Annotated in this window: 13 protein-coding genes; 7 read left to right on the forward strand and 6 right to left on the reverse strand. The window is 68.4% G+C overall.

Annotated features, from left to right (window positions below):
* Nucleotides 1–147 precede the first annotated feature (147 nt).
* Together A8M77_RS34275 and A8M77_RS34280 are read right to left on the reverse strand one after the other, a co-directional pair.
* Nucleotides 148–852: a nucleotidyltransferase family protein gene (locus A8M77_RS34275; RefSeq protein ID WP_086925948.1), complete on the reverse strand. Its 705-nt coding sequence runs from the start codon at nt 850–852 to the stop codon at nt 148–150.
* An 11-nt stretch (nt 853–863) separates the two neighbouring features.
* On the reverse strand, nt 864–1253 hold the full coding sequence (locus tag A8M77_RS34280) for an S-adenosylmethionine decarboxylase family protein (RefSeq protein WP_086925941.1): 390 nt from the start codon (nt 1251–1253) through the stop codon (nt 864–866).
* A 111-nt stretch (nt 1254–1364) separates the two neighbouring features.
* On the opposite strand from A8M77_RS34280, the gene tkt reads away from it, so the two are divergent.
* Both tkt and gap read left to right on the forward strand, forming a co-directional pair.
* Nucleotides 1365–3404, forward strand: a complete 2040-nt coding sequence (gene tkt / locus A8M77_RS34285; RefSeq protein ID WP_086925942.1) for a transketolase — start codon at nt 1365–1367, stop codon at nt 3402–3404.
* A gap of 50 nt (nt 3405–3454) precedes the next feature.
* A complete protein-coding gene (gap, locus tag A8M77_RS34290; RefSeq protein ID WP_086925943.1) occupies nt 3455–4456 on the forward strand; it encodes a type I glyceraldehyde-3-phosphate dehydrogenase in 1002 nt (333 codons plus the stop codon).
* A gap of 59 nt (nt 4457–4515) precedes the next feature.
* Here gap and A8M77_RS34295 read toward each other — a convergent pair whose 3' ends face one another.
* On the reverse strand, nt 4516–5520 hold the full coding sequence (locus tag A8M77_RS34295) for a hypothetical protein (RefSeq protein WP_086925944.1): 1005 nt from the start codon (nt 5518–5520) through the stop codon (nt 4516–4518).
* A 100-nt stretch (nt 5521–5620) separates the two neighbouring features.
* Between A8M77_RS34295 and A8M77_RS34300 the strand changes: the two genes are divergently transcribed.
* Genes A8M77_RS34300 through A8M77_RS34315 form a run of 4 tightly spaced genes read left to right on the forward strand, consistent with a single transcriptional unit; the run spans nt 5621 to nt 11737 of the window.
* Entirely contained in the window at nt 5621–6223 is a 603-nt protein-coding gene (locus A8M77_RS34300; protein WP_086925949.1) for a restriction endonuclease subunit S, read from the forward strand.
* A 25-nt stretch (nt 6224–6248) separates the two neighbouring features.
* On the forward strand, nt 6249–7763 hold the full coding sequence (locus A8M77_RS34305; RefSeq protein ID WP_086925945.1) for a type I restriction-modification system subunit M: 1515 nt from the start codon (nt 6249–6251) through the stop codon (nt 7761–7763).
* Nucleotides 7764–7769: 6 nt separating this feature from the next.
* Complete coding sequence (locus A8M77_RS34310) at nt 7770–10937, forward strand: type I restriction endonuclease subunit R (RefSeq protein WP_238137076.1); 3168 nt, start codon at nt 7770–7772, stop codon at nt 10935–10937.
* A 59-nt stretch (nt 10938–10996) separates the two neighbouring features.
* Nucleotides 10997–11737: a M48 family metallopeptidase gene (locus A8M77_RS34315; RefSeq protein ID WP_086925946.1), complete on the forward strand. Its 741-nt coding sequence runs from the start codon at nt 10997–10999 to the stop codon at nt 11735–11737.
* Here A8M77_RS34315 and A8M77_RS34320 read toward each other — a convergent pair.
* Together A8M77_RS34320 and A8M77_RS34325 are read right to left on the reverse strand one after the other, a co-directional pair.
* Nucleotides 11724–12491, reverse strand: a complete 768-nt coding sequence (locus A8M77_RS34320; RefSeq protein WP_086925947.1) for an alpha/beta fold hydrolase — start codon at nt 12489–12491, stop codon at nt 11724–11726. The genes A8M77_RS34315 and A8M77_RS34320 overlap by 14 nt on opposite strands.
* Before the next feature lie 55 nt (nt 12492–12546).
* The gene (locus A8M77_RS34325; RefSeq protein ID WP_238137077.1) at nt 12547–13569 is read right to left on the reverse strand and encodes a M14 family zinc carboxypeptidase; all 1023 of its coding nucleotides are present in this window, start codon (nt 13567–13569) and stop codon (nt 12547–12549) included.
* A 121-nt stretch (nt 13570–13690) separates the two neighbouring features.
* Between A8M77_RS34325 and A8M77_RS37355 the strand changes: the two genes are divergently transcribed.
* Nucleotides 13691–13822 carry a hypothetical protein gene (locus A8M77_RS37355; RefSeq protein WP_272947473.1) on the forward strand — a complete coding sequence of 44 codons (132 nt, stop codon included), beginning with the start codon at nt 13691–13693 and terminating at the stop codon, nt 13820–13822.
* 25 nt (nt 13823–13847) lie between these two features.
* On the opposite strand, the gene A8M77_RS37580 is transcribed toward A8M77_RS37355, so the two are convergent.
* The gene (locus tag A8M77_RS37580; RefSeq protein ID WP_143694879.1) at nt 13848–13988 is read right to left on the reverse strand and encodes a calcium-binding protein; all 141 of its coding nucleotides are present in this window, start codon (nt 13986–13988) and stop codon (nt 13848–13850) included.
* Nucleotides 13989–13990 lie beyond the last annotated feature (2 nt).

A 13990-nucleotide genomic window follows, 5' to 3' on the forward strand; every position in this document is an offset into this window, starting at 1 on the left:
CCCCCGGGCGGCTGCCCGGTGCAGGGCACCAGCGGCATGAACATGGAGTTCGGCGGCAGCTATGCGGTGGAGGGGCGGCCCTTCAACCTCCGCACGGCGAACGTGCCCTGATCGAACTGTCCTGACCTGGCCTGAAGACGGCCCGCTTTATGCGGGCCGTTTTTTTGCGTTCAGCTCGGCGAGACGCCCGGGTGTCCCGACGTCGGTCCAGGCGCCCTCGTAGAGCTCGGCGCCGACCCGGCCATCGGCCATGGCCGCGCGCAGCAGGGGAGCGAGAGGGGCCTTGATTCCGCCCGGGTTGCCGGGGGGGATCTCGCAGTACGGCGATGCAAACAGCGCCGCACGATACAGGCCGATGGTCGAGAAGGTGTACTTCACCGGTGCATCGCTCAACGCGAGGCCTTCCGGCGAGATCCCGAAATCGCCGCCGGGGTTGTGCGGCGGATTCGGCACCAGCCACAGGTGGGCGAGCTGCTCGCCGGCGGCGAAGCGCTCCACCGCCGACGGCGTGAATCGGAAGGTCGGCGCGAACACGTCGCCCGCCACCACCCAGAAGACATCGCCCAGCAGCGGCAGCGCACGCACGATGCCGCCCGCCGTCTCCAATGCTCCGCCGAAGTCGAGGCCCTCGTGGGAATAGGCCACGGTGGCCGCGCGGTGCCGATGCCCGAAATGCGAGGCGATCTGGTCGCCCAGCCAGGCGGTATTGATCACCAGTTGCCTGACGCCGCCGGCCACCAGCGCCTGCATCGGCCACTGCATCAGCGGCCTGCCCTGCACCACCAGCAGCGGCTTGGGTGTCGTGTCGGTCAGCGGCCGCATGCGCTCGCCACGGCCCGCGGCGAGGATCATCGCCTTGGCCTTCATGCCGCCTCTGCGTGAATGGCGCCGCGCTGCAGCGCGTGCCTTTGCGCGCTGCCGGGCTCGAACAGCCCTTCCAGGGCCTCCATCACCGCCCTCGCCTTGGCCGAATGGTCGGCACCGAAGTTGCAGACATAGACGTCCAGCGTCACGCCGCGCTGCTCCGGCCAGGTGTGGACGCACAGATGCGACTCGGCCAGCAACACCGTCGCCGTGATGCCTCCCGGCCCCTGCGGTGTCGCCGGGAAAGCATGGAACAGTGTGCCCACCACCTGCAGCCCGGCGGCTTCGGCTACTTGCACGCAGGCGGTCCCGAGGGCCTGAGCATCGACCAGCCAGGGCAGCTCGCAACGGCAATCGTGGAGATCGGCGGTCAGGTGCAGGCCATGCATAAGGCCGGCACTCTATCAGCCCACTGCGGCACCTCGCGAGAGCGGCCGGGCCCCGCCCGTTAAAATGCCGGGTTCTCCCTAACAGCTCCCCCCCAAGAAAGCCCCGACCACATGGCCAACCAAGCCTTGATGGCCAACGCGATCCGCGCGCTGGCAATGGATGCCGTTCAACTTGCGAACTCGGGGCATCCCGGCGCACCGATGGGCATGGCCGACATGGCGGTGGCGCTGTGGGGCGAGCACCTGCGGCACAACCCGGTCAATCCGGGCTGGTTCGACCGCGATCGCTTCGTGCTGTCCAACGGCCATGCCTCGATGCTGATCTACGCGGTGCTCCACCTCACCGGCTACGCACTGCCGGTCGAGGAGCTCAAGCGCTTCCGCCAGCTGCATAGCAAAACTGCCGGCCACCCCGAGACCGGCATCACCCCCGGCGTCGAGACCACCACCGGCCCGCTCGGTCAGGGCATCACCAACGCGGTCGGCTTCGCGCTGGCCGAGAAGCTGCTGGCCTCCGAGTTCAACCGCCCCGAGCACAGCATCGTCGACCACCACACCTACGTCTTCCTGGGCGACGGCTGCCTGATGGAAGGCATCAGCCACGAGGCCGCCGCGCTGGCCGGCGCCTGGAAGCTGGGCAAGCTGATCGCGCTGTACGACGACAACGGCATTTCCATCGACGGCCCGGTCAAGCCCTGGTTCATCGACAACACGGCCGAGCGCTTCAAGGCCTACGGCTGGAACGTCATCGGCCCCATCGACGGCCATGACGTGAAGGAAGTATCCGAGGCCATCGACCAGGCCCGCAGGCAGGGCGAGCGCCCCACCCTCGTCATCTGCAAGACCCAGATCGGCAAGGGCAGCCCGAACCGCGCCAATACGGCCAAGGCCCACGGCGAGCCGTTGGGCGCCGACGAGATCGGCCTCACCCGCACCGCGCTGCAGTGGGCGCACGAGCCCTTCGAGCTGCCCCAGGCCGTGTACGACGAATGGGACGCCAAGGCTGCCGGCGCGAAGTTCGAAGCCGCCTGGAACGACAAGTTCGCCGCCTACGCGAAGCAGTACCCGGATCTCGCGGCCGAGTTCACCCGCCGCATGAAGGGCGAGCTGCCGAAGAACTTCCACCAGACCGCCTTCGACGCCGTCGTCAACGCCCACACCAAGGCCGAGACGGTGGCCTCGCGCAAGGCCTCGCAGCTGGCGCTGGAGGCCTTCACCGCAGCCCTGCCCGAGCTGCTGGGTGGCAGCGCGGACCTCACTGGCTCCAACCTCACCAACACCAAGAGCACGCCCGCGCTGCGCTTCGACGCCAGCGGCGCCGTGCTGCGCACCGAAGGCGACGAGCGGCTGCCGGACGGCCTGCCGGGCCGCCATATCAACTACGGCGTGCGCGAATTCGGCATGGCCGCCATCATGAACGGCGTGGCGCTCCACGGCGGCTTCATTCCCTACGGCGGTACCTTCCTGACCTTCAGCGACTACAGCCGCAATGCGATCCGCATGGCCGCGCTGATGAAGCAGCGGGTGATCCACGTCTTCACGCACGACTCCATCGGCCTCGGCGAAGACGGGCCCACGCATCAGTCGATCGAGCATGCCGCCTCGCTTCGCCTGGTGCCCAACCTCGACGTCTGGCGCCCGGCCGACACGGCCGAGACCGCGGTGGCCTGGGCCGTCGCGCTCCAGAACGCCACACGCCCGACCGCGCTGCTGCTGTCGCGCCAGAACCTGCCCTACGCACCCAAGAAGGACCTCAGCGACATCAGCAAGGGCGCCTACGTGCTGGCCGAGCCCACGCTCAAGAAGAAGCTGCAAGCCGTCATCATCGCCACTGGCTCCGAGGTGCAGCTCGCGCTCAAGGCCCAGGAGCTGCTGGCTGCGAAGAAGATCGCCGTGCGCGTGGTCTCCATGCCCTCCACCACGACCTTCGACCGCCAGGACGTGGCCTACAAGAAGAGCGTGCTGCCCCAAGGCACGCCGCGCATCGCGGTGGAGATGGGCGCCACCGACGGCTGGTGGAAGTACGGCGTCGCCGCCGTGGTCGGTATCGACACTTACGGCGAATCGGCGCCGGCCGGCGTACTCTTCAAGCATTTCGGCTTCACGGCGGAGAACGTCGCCGCCACGGTCGAAGCGGCGCTCGCGCGCTGAAGCGCTGACCATCGGGATCCCCTCGTTTCAACCATCCAGGAGCAAATCACATGGCTATCAAACTCGGCATCAACGGCTTCGGTCGCATCGGTCGCAACGTGCTGCGCGCGGCGGTGCAGAACTTCAAGAACGACATCGAGATCGTCGCGATCAACGACCTGCTCGAGCCCGAGTACCTGGCCTACATGCTCCAGTACGACTCGGTGCACGGCCGCTTCGAAGGCGAGATCCAGGTCGAGGGCAACACGCTGATCGTCAACGGCAAGAAGATCCGCCTGACCCAGGAGCGCGACCCCGCCAACCTCAGGTGGAACGAGGTGGGCGCCGACGTGGTGCTCGAATCCACGGGCCTGTTCCTGACCAAGGAAACCTGCCAGAAGCACCTGGACGCCGGCGCCAGGAAGGTCATCATGTCCGCGCCCAGCAAGGACGACACCCCCATGTTCGTCTACGGCGTGAACGACAAGAAGTACGAGGGCGAGGCCATCATCAGCAACGCCAGCTGCACCACCAACTGCCTGGCGCCCCTGGCCAAGGTGCTCAACGACAAGTGGGGCATCAAGCGCGGCCTGATGACCACCGTGCATGCCGCCACCGCCACGCAGAAGACCGTGGACGGCCCGAGCAACAAGGACTGGCGCGGCGGCCGCGGCATCCTGGAGAACATCATCCCGTCGAGCACCGGTGCGGCCAAGGCGGTGGGCGTGGTCATCCCCGAGCTCAACAAGAAGCTTACCGGCATGAGCTTCCGCGTGCCGACCTCCGACGTGTCGGTGGTCGACCTGACGGTGGAGCTGGTCAAGGAAGCCACCTACAAGGAGATCTGCGCCGAGATGAAGGCGCAGAGCGAGGGCGCGCTCAAGGGCGTGCTGGGCTACACGGAGGACAAGGTGGTGGCCACCGACTTCCGCGGCGACCCGCGCACCTCGATCTTCGACGCCGAGGCCGGCATTGCCCTGGACGGCACCTTCATCAAGCTGGTGAGCTGGTACGACAACGAGTGGGGCTATTCCAACAAGTGCCTGGAGATGGTGCGCGTGGTGGCTCGATAGGCCTTCGTGCTTTCACTTGAAACGCGCCTTCGGGCGCGTTTTTGCTGCGCGGCGTTTTTTCACCAGTCCTTCACGCCGACCCGCATGGCCGGGCCCCACCCGCGGTCGGGCATCTCGTGTGCGTGGTACAGCTGCGTGCCCTGGGTCAGGTAACTGAAGACGCCGCGCCGCTGCAGCGCATCGGCCACGACCCGGTAGCCGAGCGGCGGTGCGCCGGGCGGCGCAGACATGAAGGCGGTCTTGAAGTGAATGCCATGGCGTTGCGCGCGTGGCAAGCGCTCGCCCACCAGCCGGTTGAGCACCACGCTCGAAAGATGATGCGGCCCACCGCGGCCAGGCACCTGCATCATGCGCAGGTTGGAGGGCACGGCCAGGCCCAGTTGCTCGGCGCAAGCGCAGGCGTGGCTCAGCGCGCGGATGCCCGCATCACCCGTCAGCAGCACGCCGCGGCTCTCGAATTCGCCGTACAGCACCGCGCTCGACTCGTCCTCCGCGTTGGTCCTCGGGTTGTGCGGCAACGGTTCGTAGTCCCAGCGGCTGCCGAACCCGGCGCTCACCAGTCGTGCCCACCGTGCCGCGTCGGCCAGCGTCAGTCCTGCAAGTAGCGGCTGCGGCCGCCCGAATGCCGGCAACAGCTGCTCCATGTACCAGCTGCGGTTGGGCGACAGCACGGTGAACGGACCGACCGCTGCGCCGGCATAAGGCTCGTGGATCGGGATCCGGCGGTCCAGCGCGAGCTGCTCCAGCCGGCGGCCGATGCTGATGCCAGGCGGCATGACACGGCGGCTGTGCCGCCACGGCCGGTGCATCCACAAGGCGCCGATGCTGAGTCGTTCGAAGACCAGTTCCAGGCCTTCGGCGTGCGTGTAGTCCGGCTGCGAACACACCACGTAGTCCACGTGCTTGCTTTGGCAATGCTCCCGGATGTGCTTCACCAGTTCCAGGCCCGATGCCCGGGTGCCGCCGTCGTACACCAGCAGCCGGTAGTTGCCGGGTGCGCCCCAGCGGACCGCAATGGCAGCGCCGCCCGTGCGCGCGGCGAAGAAATCGACCTCGTAGCTCATCGAGATACCCCCTGTTTTTCCGCATCAGATGACTTGATGCGAATTTTTGTCTGCGACGAGTGTAACGAAAAATTGCAACAGCGCAAGTATGATTTGCATCATGCGCATTCATGCAGTTCGGGCCCTGTTGGGCAACGAGGTCCATCTCCGCGCGGGCCATCCCTTCCGCGGCGCCATCGAGGAGGTGCATGACGGGCCGGTTCGCGCAGTGCAGATGAAGGACCTCGATCCTGTCCTGGGCGTCGACTGGCGTGGGGTACTCCGCACGCGGCTGGGCGGCCGGCGCCCGCCGGACTGGCTGGCGAGCGGCGATCTGCTCTTCGTCGCACGCGGCACCCGCTTCTACGCGGCCTGCGTGGACATGCTGCCCGGGCCCGCCGTCTGTGGCCCGCACCTCTTCCATCTGCGCGTCAAGCCGGGTCGCGAGCTGCTGCCCGAGTTCCTTGCGTGGCAGATCAACCAGGGCCCCTTCCAGCGCGCCCTGCAGCGCGCGGCCGAGGGCTCCAGCCAGCTCAGCGTGCGCCGGCCCGTGCTTGAATCGCTCCCGGTCGGCATTCCGCCGCTGGCCGATCAGGAACGCATCGTTGCGCTGGCCCGGCTCGCGCGACGGGAGCGCGAGCTGCACGGCCTGCTCATCCGCAATCGCGAGCTGCAGTTCGAATCGATCGCCGAGGCGCTCGCCGGCCCATTGCCCAGCTCATGAACGACACCAGGGAGTAGCACAACGCATGAAGCAGACAGCCATCAGCCAGGACAGCATCAACGCCGCCGTGTGGGCGGCCTGCGACATCTTTCGCGGCGTCGTCGATCCGGGCGCCTGCAGGGACTACGTGCTCCCGATGCTCTTCCTCAAGTACGTCTCGGATGCCTGGCAGGACCAACACGATGCCTACAAGGCACAGTACGGCGACACCGCCCCCGATCTCATCGAGGAACTGCTCAGGAACGAGCGCTTCGTCCTGCCGCCCGGCGCGAGCTTCCAAGCGTTGCATGCGGCCCGCTTCGAGCCCGGCAACGGCGAGCGCATCGACCGTGCGCTGCACGCCATCGAGGACGCCAACATCGCCAAGCTGCGCGATGTGTTCCATGACACCGGCTTCAACTCCGGCAAGCTCGGCGACGAGCAGCAGAAGAACGACATCCTGCGCCGCCTGCTCGAGGACTTCGCCAGGCCCGAGCTCGACCTGCGTCCCAGCCGCACCGGCGGGCCCGACCTCCTCGGCAACGCCTACGAGCACCTCATCAGCCACTTCGCATCCTCCAGCGGCAAGACGGCCGGTGAGTTCTACACGCCGCCCGAAGTCTCCAGGCTCGTGGCGTGCCTGATGGACCCGCAGGAGGGCGACGAGATCTGCGACCCCACCTGCGGCTCCGGCTCGCTGCTGCTGCGATGCGCGGGGCGGATCCGCGAGCGCACCGGCTCGAAGCGCTATGCGCTCTACGGACAGGAGCCGATCGGCAACACCTGGGCGCTGGCCAGGATGAACCTGTTCATGCATGGCGAGGACAACCACCGCATCGAATGGGGCGACACCCTTCGCCATCCCAAGCTCCTGACCGGCGAAGGAGCGCTGCGGCAGTTCGATGTCGTCGTCGCCCATCCGCCGTTCAGCCTGGAGAGATGGGGCCACGACGTCGCGGAGACGGACAGGTTCGGCCGCTTCCGGCGCGGCCTGCCCCCGCGCACCAAGGCCGACTATGCCTTCATCCTGCACATGGTGGAGACCATGAAGCCCGGCAGCGGGCGCATGGCTGTCGTCGTGCCGCACGGCGTTCTGTTTCGCGGCGCGGCGGAAGCGCGCATACGTCAGAAGCTTGTCGAGGAGAACCTGCTCGACGCCGTGATCGGCCTGCCGGAAAAGCTCTTCTACGGCACCGGCATCCCCGCGGCCGTCCTGGTCTTCCGCATGGACAAGGCAGACGACAAGGTGCTGTTCATCGACGCCAGCCGCGACTTCGAGGCAGGCAAGAACCGGAACGTCCTTCGCGAGGCCGACCTGCAACGCGTGCTTCGTGCCTATGAGGCCCGAGAGCCGGTAAGCCGGTACGCCTGCCTTGCCACGCCCGCGGACATCGCTGCCAACGAGTTCAACCTGAACATTCCACGCTACGTCGCCACGGCCAGCCAGCGGCGCGACGTCGACTTGCAGGAAGTGCAGCGGGAACGTGCGAGGCTCCAGAAGGAATGGGCCGAAATCGAAGAGCAGATCGCCAGCCACCTGACGGAGCTGGGCCATGCCTGAGGCGCAGTGACTGCCATCTCTTTCAGCCACGAGCCAGGCGGCGCCCGCCACCCCGCGCTGCGCATGCTCTGCCATCTCGGCTGGAACTACATCGGCGCCGACGAGTGCCTCGCCGCGCGAGGCTCCACGCGCGACGTGCTGCTCAAGCCGCGGCTCATCGAAGTCCTGCAGATGCGCCGCTTCGACTACAAGGGCCAGCCCCATCCGCTCTCGCCCGGCGCGATCGACCAGATCCTTCGCGAGCTCTCGACGATCGGTCTCGGCGAAGGGCTGCTCGCGGCCAATGAGCGCCTGTATGCCCGGCTTGCCTCCGGCATCACGGTCACCGAGTTCATGCCCGACGGGCGGAAGCACCGGCCGACCATCCCCTTGATCGACTGGCGCGACGCGGGCGCCAACCGCTTCGACGTGACGCAGGCGATGCAGGTGCTCTCCAGCCATGGCACGCACCATCGCACGCAGGGCATCGTGGGCTTCGTCAACGGCATTCCGCTGGTCCTCATCGAAGCCGGGCACGGCGACGACGCGTGCGAAGGCATCGACGAGCATCTGCGCAACCAGCGTGACGACGAGATTCCGCATCTCTTCGCCTACGCGCAGTTGCTGCTGTCCCTTGGCCGGATCGAAAGCCGCTACGGCACCACCGCCACGCCGGCCAGGCTCTGGGCGCGCTGGGCGCTGGACGAAGAGTTCGGCGATGCCCAACCCGGCGACGAGGAGCGCCTGCTGGCCGGCCTGATGACGCCGCGGCGCCTGCTCGAGCTGCTGCACGGCTTCGTGCTGTTCGACAGCAGGGTCGGGAAGATCATCGCGCGCCACCACCAGTTCTTCGGCGTGCGCGCGCTGCTGAAGCGCCTTGCCGGACAACGGCCCGACGGCTCGCGCGAAGGCGGCGTGATCTGGCACACCGCCGGTTCGGGCAAGAGCTTCACCATGGTGTTCCTGGCCAAGGCGCTGCTGTTGCACGAAGGCCTGAAGGATTGCAGGCTGCTGGTGATCACCGATCGCCGCGATCTGGAACGGCAGCTCGCGCGGAACTTCATGGCGGGCGGGGCCTTCGGCGCCGCGCTGGCCACGCAAAAGGAAGGGGAACGCAGCAAGGCCGCCACGGGGCGCGACCTCGCCCGGCGCATCGGCCAAGGCACCGGGCGCATCACCTTCGCACTGGTGCAGAAGTTCAATACCGCTTCGCGGCTGCCCGAGTGCCGCAACGATTCGCCCGACCTCGTGGTGCTGGTGGACGAAGCGCATCGCAGCCATGGCGGTGAAATGCATGCGCGCATGCGCAAGGCCCTGCCGCGGGCCGCCTGCGTGGCCTTCACCGGCACGCCGCTGCTGAAGGATGAGAAGACCGCGGAGAAATTCGGTCCGATCCTCCATGCCTACACCATGCGGCGCGCGGTCGAGGAGCACGCCGTCGTGCCGCTGCTCTACGAGGAGCGAATACCCGAGCTCACCCTCGATGCCGGGGCCGTCGACCGCTGGTTCGACGGGATCGCCGCCGGCCTCCTGCCAGCACAGCGCGCCGACCTGAAGAGGAAATACGCGAGAAGCGGCGCGATCCACGGCGTGGCCGATCGCATCGGGCTGATCGCGTGGGACATCGCCACCCACTTCCACCGGAATTTCAAGCAGCAGGCGTCCGGCTTGAAGGGCCAGATGGCCACGGCAAGCAGGCTGGATGCGATCCGCTACAAGCAGGCGCTGGACGCCACGGGTCTGGTCACCAGCGCGATCGTGATCTCCCCGCCCGAGATGCGCGAGGGCAGCGCCGGGCCTGGCGATGAAGACGGGATGCAAGAGGTGCGGACATGGTGGAAGCGAAACGTGCTGGACCAGGGCATCGATGCGATCCACCACGAGAAGAATGTGCTGCAGGCCTTCGGGACCGACGGCGGCCCCGATCTGCTGGTCGTGGTCGATCGCCTTCTCACGGGATTCGACGAGCCTCGCAACGCGGTGCTCTACATCGACAAGCCGCTGAAGGGCCACAGCCTGATCCAGGCGGTGGCCCGCGTGAATCGCCTGAACGATGCCAAGCGCCACGGCCTGCTGGTGGACTACCGCGGCATCCTGAAGGAGCTCGACGCGGCGATTCGCGCCTACCAGGATCTGGAGCGCCGGACCCAGGGCGGCTTCGACATCGGGGATCTCGAAGGCCTCTACGCGCAGGTCGGCACCGAGTACGAGCAGCTGCCGGCGCGGCACGAAGCAGTGTGGTCTTTCTTCGAGGGCACGGTCGATCACCGCGACCCCGAGCAGCTGCGCCGGGCCTTGAGCCCCCGCATGGCCCCGGATGGGTCGGGCGGGGAATACGACGAGCGGCAGAAGCTGCGCGACGACTTCCAAGCCGCGCTGACGGCCTTCGGCCTGTGCCTGCAGACCGCGCTGTCCTCGCGCGGCTTCTTCGAGGACCGGCGCTTCCCGGAAACGCTGATCGCACAGTACAAGGCGGACCTGAAGACGCTGGTCCTGGTGCGGCAGATGGCGTGGCGCGATGCAATGGAGACAGTCGACCGGAGCGCCTGCGACGATCAGATCCGCAGGCTCGTCGACGAGCAGGTCGTCGGCCGGCAGATCCGCGAGAAGGACGGCCCCTACGCGGTGCACAAGCTGGGCGCGCCTGACCTTGCAGAGACATGGTCGCCGGACAAGGCGCGCAGCGAAGCGGACCTGATCAGGACCCGCGTGCGCAAGACCATCGAGCAGGACCTGTCGGACGATCCCTATGCGCAGAAGGTGTTTTCCGAGTTGCTGACGAACGCGATCGCGCAGGCCGAGGCCATGTTCGATCACCCGCGCGCGCAGTACGCGCTGTTCAGGGACTTCGAACGCGAGGTCGACCGGCGCGCGACGCCCGACATGCCGCGGACGCTGGCGTCCAACCCGCAGGCCCGGGCCTGCTATGGCGCGATCCTGATGGCGCTGGGCGATGCGGAAGCGGCCAATCTCGACCAGGCGCAGCGCCGCGAGCACGTCGCACATGCCTTGGCCATCCACCGGATGGTGCAGGCCGCGGTTGCCGAGCATTCGCTGAATCCGCAGGCCATCGAGGCGGCCATCCGAAAGAACCTGCTGCAGCTGCTCTATGCGCCACTGGGCATGGAGCGGGCGGGCGATGTGATCGGGCGTGTGCTCCAGATGACCCGGTTCAGTCTGAGTCGGCGCGCATGAGTCCCCGCCCGGCCGCTCCGAAGGGGGCGCGTACCGCAGCCGGAGGCGACGATGCTCCCATGAGCGCTGCGGCTCTGCGAACCCTTCGCTACGGCGATGAACGCATTGCGTTCAGCCTGCGCGTCAATCCGGAGCGCCAGGCGCAGCGCATTGCCATCCACGTCGAGCCTGACGGCCGGGTGGTGGTCGACGTGCCGCGCGGCGTGTCGGAAGCGGTGCTGCAGGCGGGGCTGCAACGGCGTGCGCGCTGGATCAGCGTTCAACTCGCGGCCGTTCGCAGGCGTCTCGTGCACACGCTGCCCGGCGCCCGTGTCAGCGGCGCCTCGCTGCTCTATCTCGGTCGGCGCTACGTGCTCGAGGTGGTCGTCGATGAAAGCAGGGACGGCAGCGTGCACCTGAGTGGTGGCCGCATCGAGGTGGCCGTTGCACACGGCGAAGCGGCGCGGGTGCAGGCGGTCCTCGATGCCTGGTACCGCGCGCGTGCCGCCGTGGTGATGGCTGCGCGTCTCGCCGCCATCGTGCCCACCCTGCCCTGGGTGCGCACGCTGCCGCCGCTGCGGCTGCGCGTCACGAAACGGCGCTGGGGCAGTTGTTCGCCCTCGGGCTGCCTCACCCTGAACCCGACCCTGGTGAAGGCCTCGCGCGAATGCATCGACTACGTGCTCATCCACGAGCTGTGCCATCTGCAGGCGCGCGGCCATGGCCCCCGCTTTCAGCGCCTGCTGGAGGCGCAGATGCCGGACTGGCGCCGGATCAAGGAACAGCTGGACGGATGGGTCGACGAGCTCATGCCGCCATGAAGCCGGCGCGCGCTGCCCAGCCCGCGACCTGCTCGGCCACCCAGGCTCCGTCGTCCAGCGGCAGGTCGTGCCCGGCCGTGGGGTGCTCCGCGATCGCGGTGCCCCACCGCCGCGCCAGTCGCCGCGAGCAGCCGGGATGCACCAGCCCGTCGCGGGCGCTCGCCAGCACCAGCAGCGGCACCAGCGGCGCCTGCTGCGGCGCCCTGTAGCGCGCGGCCGCCAGCACCTGACGCATGGCGTTGGAGGCCGAAACCGGCCGCGCCGCGCGCATCGCCGCCCAGTCCTCGAGCACGGCAGTACCGCCATCCGGGTGGCGCGTAGTCAGCCGCAGGATCGTCGCCTCGCGCTCGCGCCCGTCCGCGCGCGCCAGCAGCAGGCCGAGCAGCGCGGCGTAGTTGGCCGGCCGCAGGCGCCGGTACCAGGGGCTGAAGGGCCGCAGGCTGGTGTTGATCAGCACGCAGCCCGCGAGCTCGCGCGGATGCCGCGCGGCCCAGTCCACCGCCACCATCGCGCCCAGCGACATTGCCAGCACCCGGAAGGGCGGCGCGATGCCGAGCGCGCCGAGATGCTCGCGGCAGGCCTGCACCGTGTCCTCGATGCGGCCGGGGCTCGGCACGTCGTGGAGCCGGCCGTTGCCGGGCAGGTCGAGCGCGACGATCCGGTCGTCGGGAAAGCGCGCCTGCAGCTTGCCCATGAAGGTGCCCCAGTGGCCGCTCTCGCGCGTGAGTCCGCGCATCAGGACCCAGCTGTTCATTGCGCAACCTCCGCCCTGCGCGCTGCGGTATTCGCCTTGGGAGCGGCCCGGCGGCTCATCCCTTCTTCCCATACCAGCGCACCAGCGCCTGCTGCTCGTGCTGCACCCGTTGCGCGCCGGTGGGCAGCCAGCGCGCATGGCTGCCCACCGCGCGGGTCACGAAGTCCAGCCAGGCGATGTGCTGGCGCAGCACGCGCTGGTGCCGGTGCTCGATCACCGGGTTGAAGATGCCGTGGCGCGAGAAGAGCTGGCGCGGATTCTTCTTCACCCACAGCCACGATCCCATCTCCAGCGTCAGCGGCAGGAACACGTCGCCGTCGTCATGGTCGGCGCCGAGGTACACGTGATCCCAGAGGTCGCCATGCGCCAGGTACTGGCGGCTCTGGGGTTCCAGCCGGTAGCGGTGGTGCAGCAGCGTCTGGTCGAGGATCTCGCACAGCGCGTGCATCTCCGCGAGGTGCCGGATCGGGCGCGCGGTATGCGCATAGGGGAACCAGATGCGGTCCGTCAGGCCGAAGCCCGAATGGCAGTCCACCGCCACGCCGAGCGGCCGGCCCAGCAGCTCGGCCTGCACCAGGGCGCACAGCGCGGCACTCTCGCGCTCCATCGGCTGGCCGGCCGCGCCGCGGTACCAGGGCAGGCTGGCGCTGATGCGCTGGCCGCCGATCAGGTAGGGCACCCGTTCCGGCGAATCGACCGGCGCGTTGCGCATCAGGTCCACGCCGTTGGGATTGGCGCGCGTGCCGAGCCAGGTGCCACCGGGGTTGACCAGCGGCATGAACACCAGCCGCATGGTTTCGAGCTGCCGGTGCAGCGTCTCGTCCCAGGCCAACCGCATGACCAGGCTGCGCAGGTACGCGATCGCGACCTGCGCGCCGATGCGCTCGAGGCCGTGCACGCCGCCGAAGAAGCCCACCGCCGGCGCATCCGCGCGCGTGCTGCCGAGCAGGAAGGCCCACACCGGGAAGCGCTGCGCGCCGGCCTCCACCTCGCACAGCAGGCGCGTCTCCATCAGCGGCCCGGCCAGCCGGACCAGCTGTTCCAGCTCCAGCAATTCGGGCAGGGCCGTGGCATTCACGCGTCGATGGGAGGGGATCGGATGCGCGCAGGATAGCGGCAATGCGTGCCATCACGTTGTCACACGCACCCTGTAGCGTGGACCGGCGACGCGCCCCTCGCGGGCCGCCGCAATCACCATGATGAATTCTTCCCTCCTCTGGCCTCCCAACCCCCACGGCTTGCGTGCGCTCGGCGGCGCGCTGGTATGGGGACTGATCGAGATCGTGGCCCTGGCCCGCTCGCGCCGCAGCGCGGGCCGCGGGCGCGGCTAGCCGCCCCAGCGTGTCCTCGCCGTTCTCAGCGCTGAGGGAGCCCCGCGATGGCGTCGTTGCCAGCGTAGCCGGTCAGGGTCTCACTGCTGTCGGTGGGGGCCAGCACCTTGGCCTTGAGGTCGGCCAGGGTCCAGACCGTGCCATCGGCAAAGCGGATGTTTTCCATCG

It is taken from the genome of Variovorax sp. JS1663 (assembly GCF_002157355.1).
In the GTDB taxonomy this organism is placed as follows: Bacteria; Pseudomonadota; Gammaproteobacteria; order Burkholderiales; family Burkholderiaceae_C; genus Variovorax.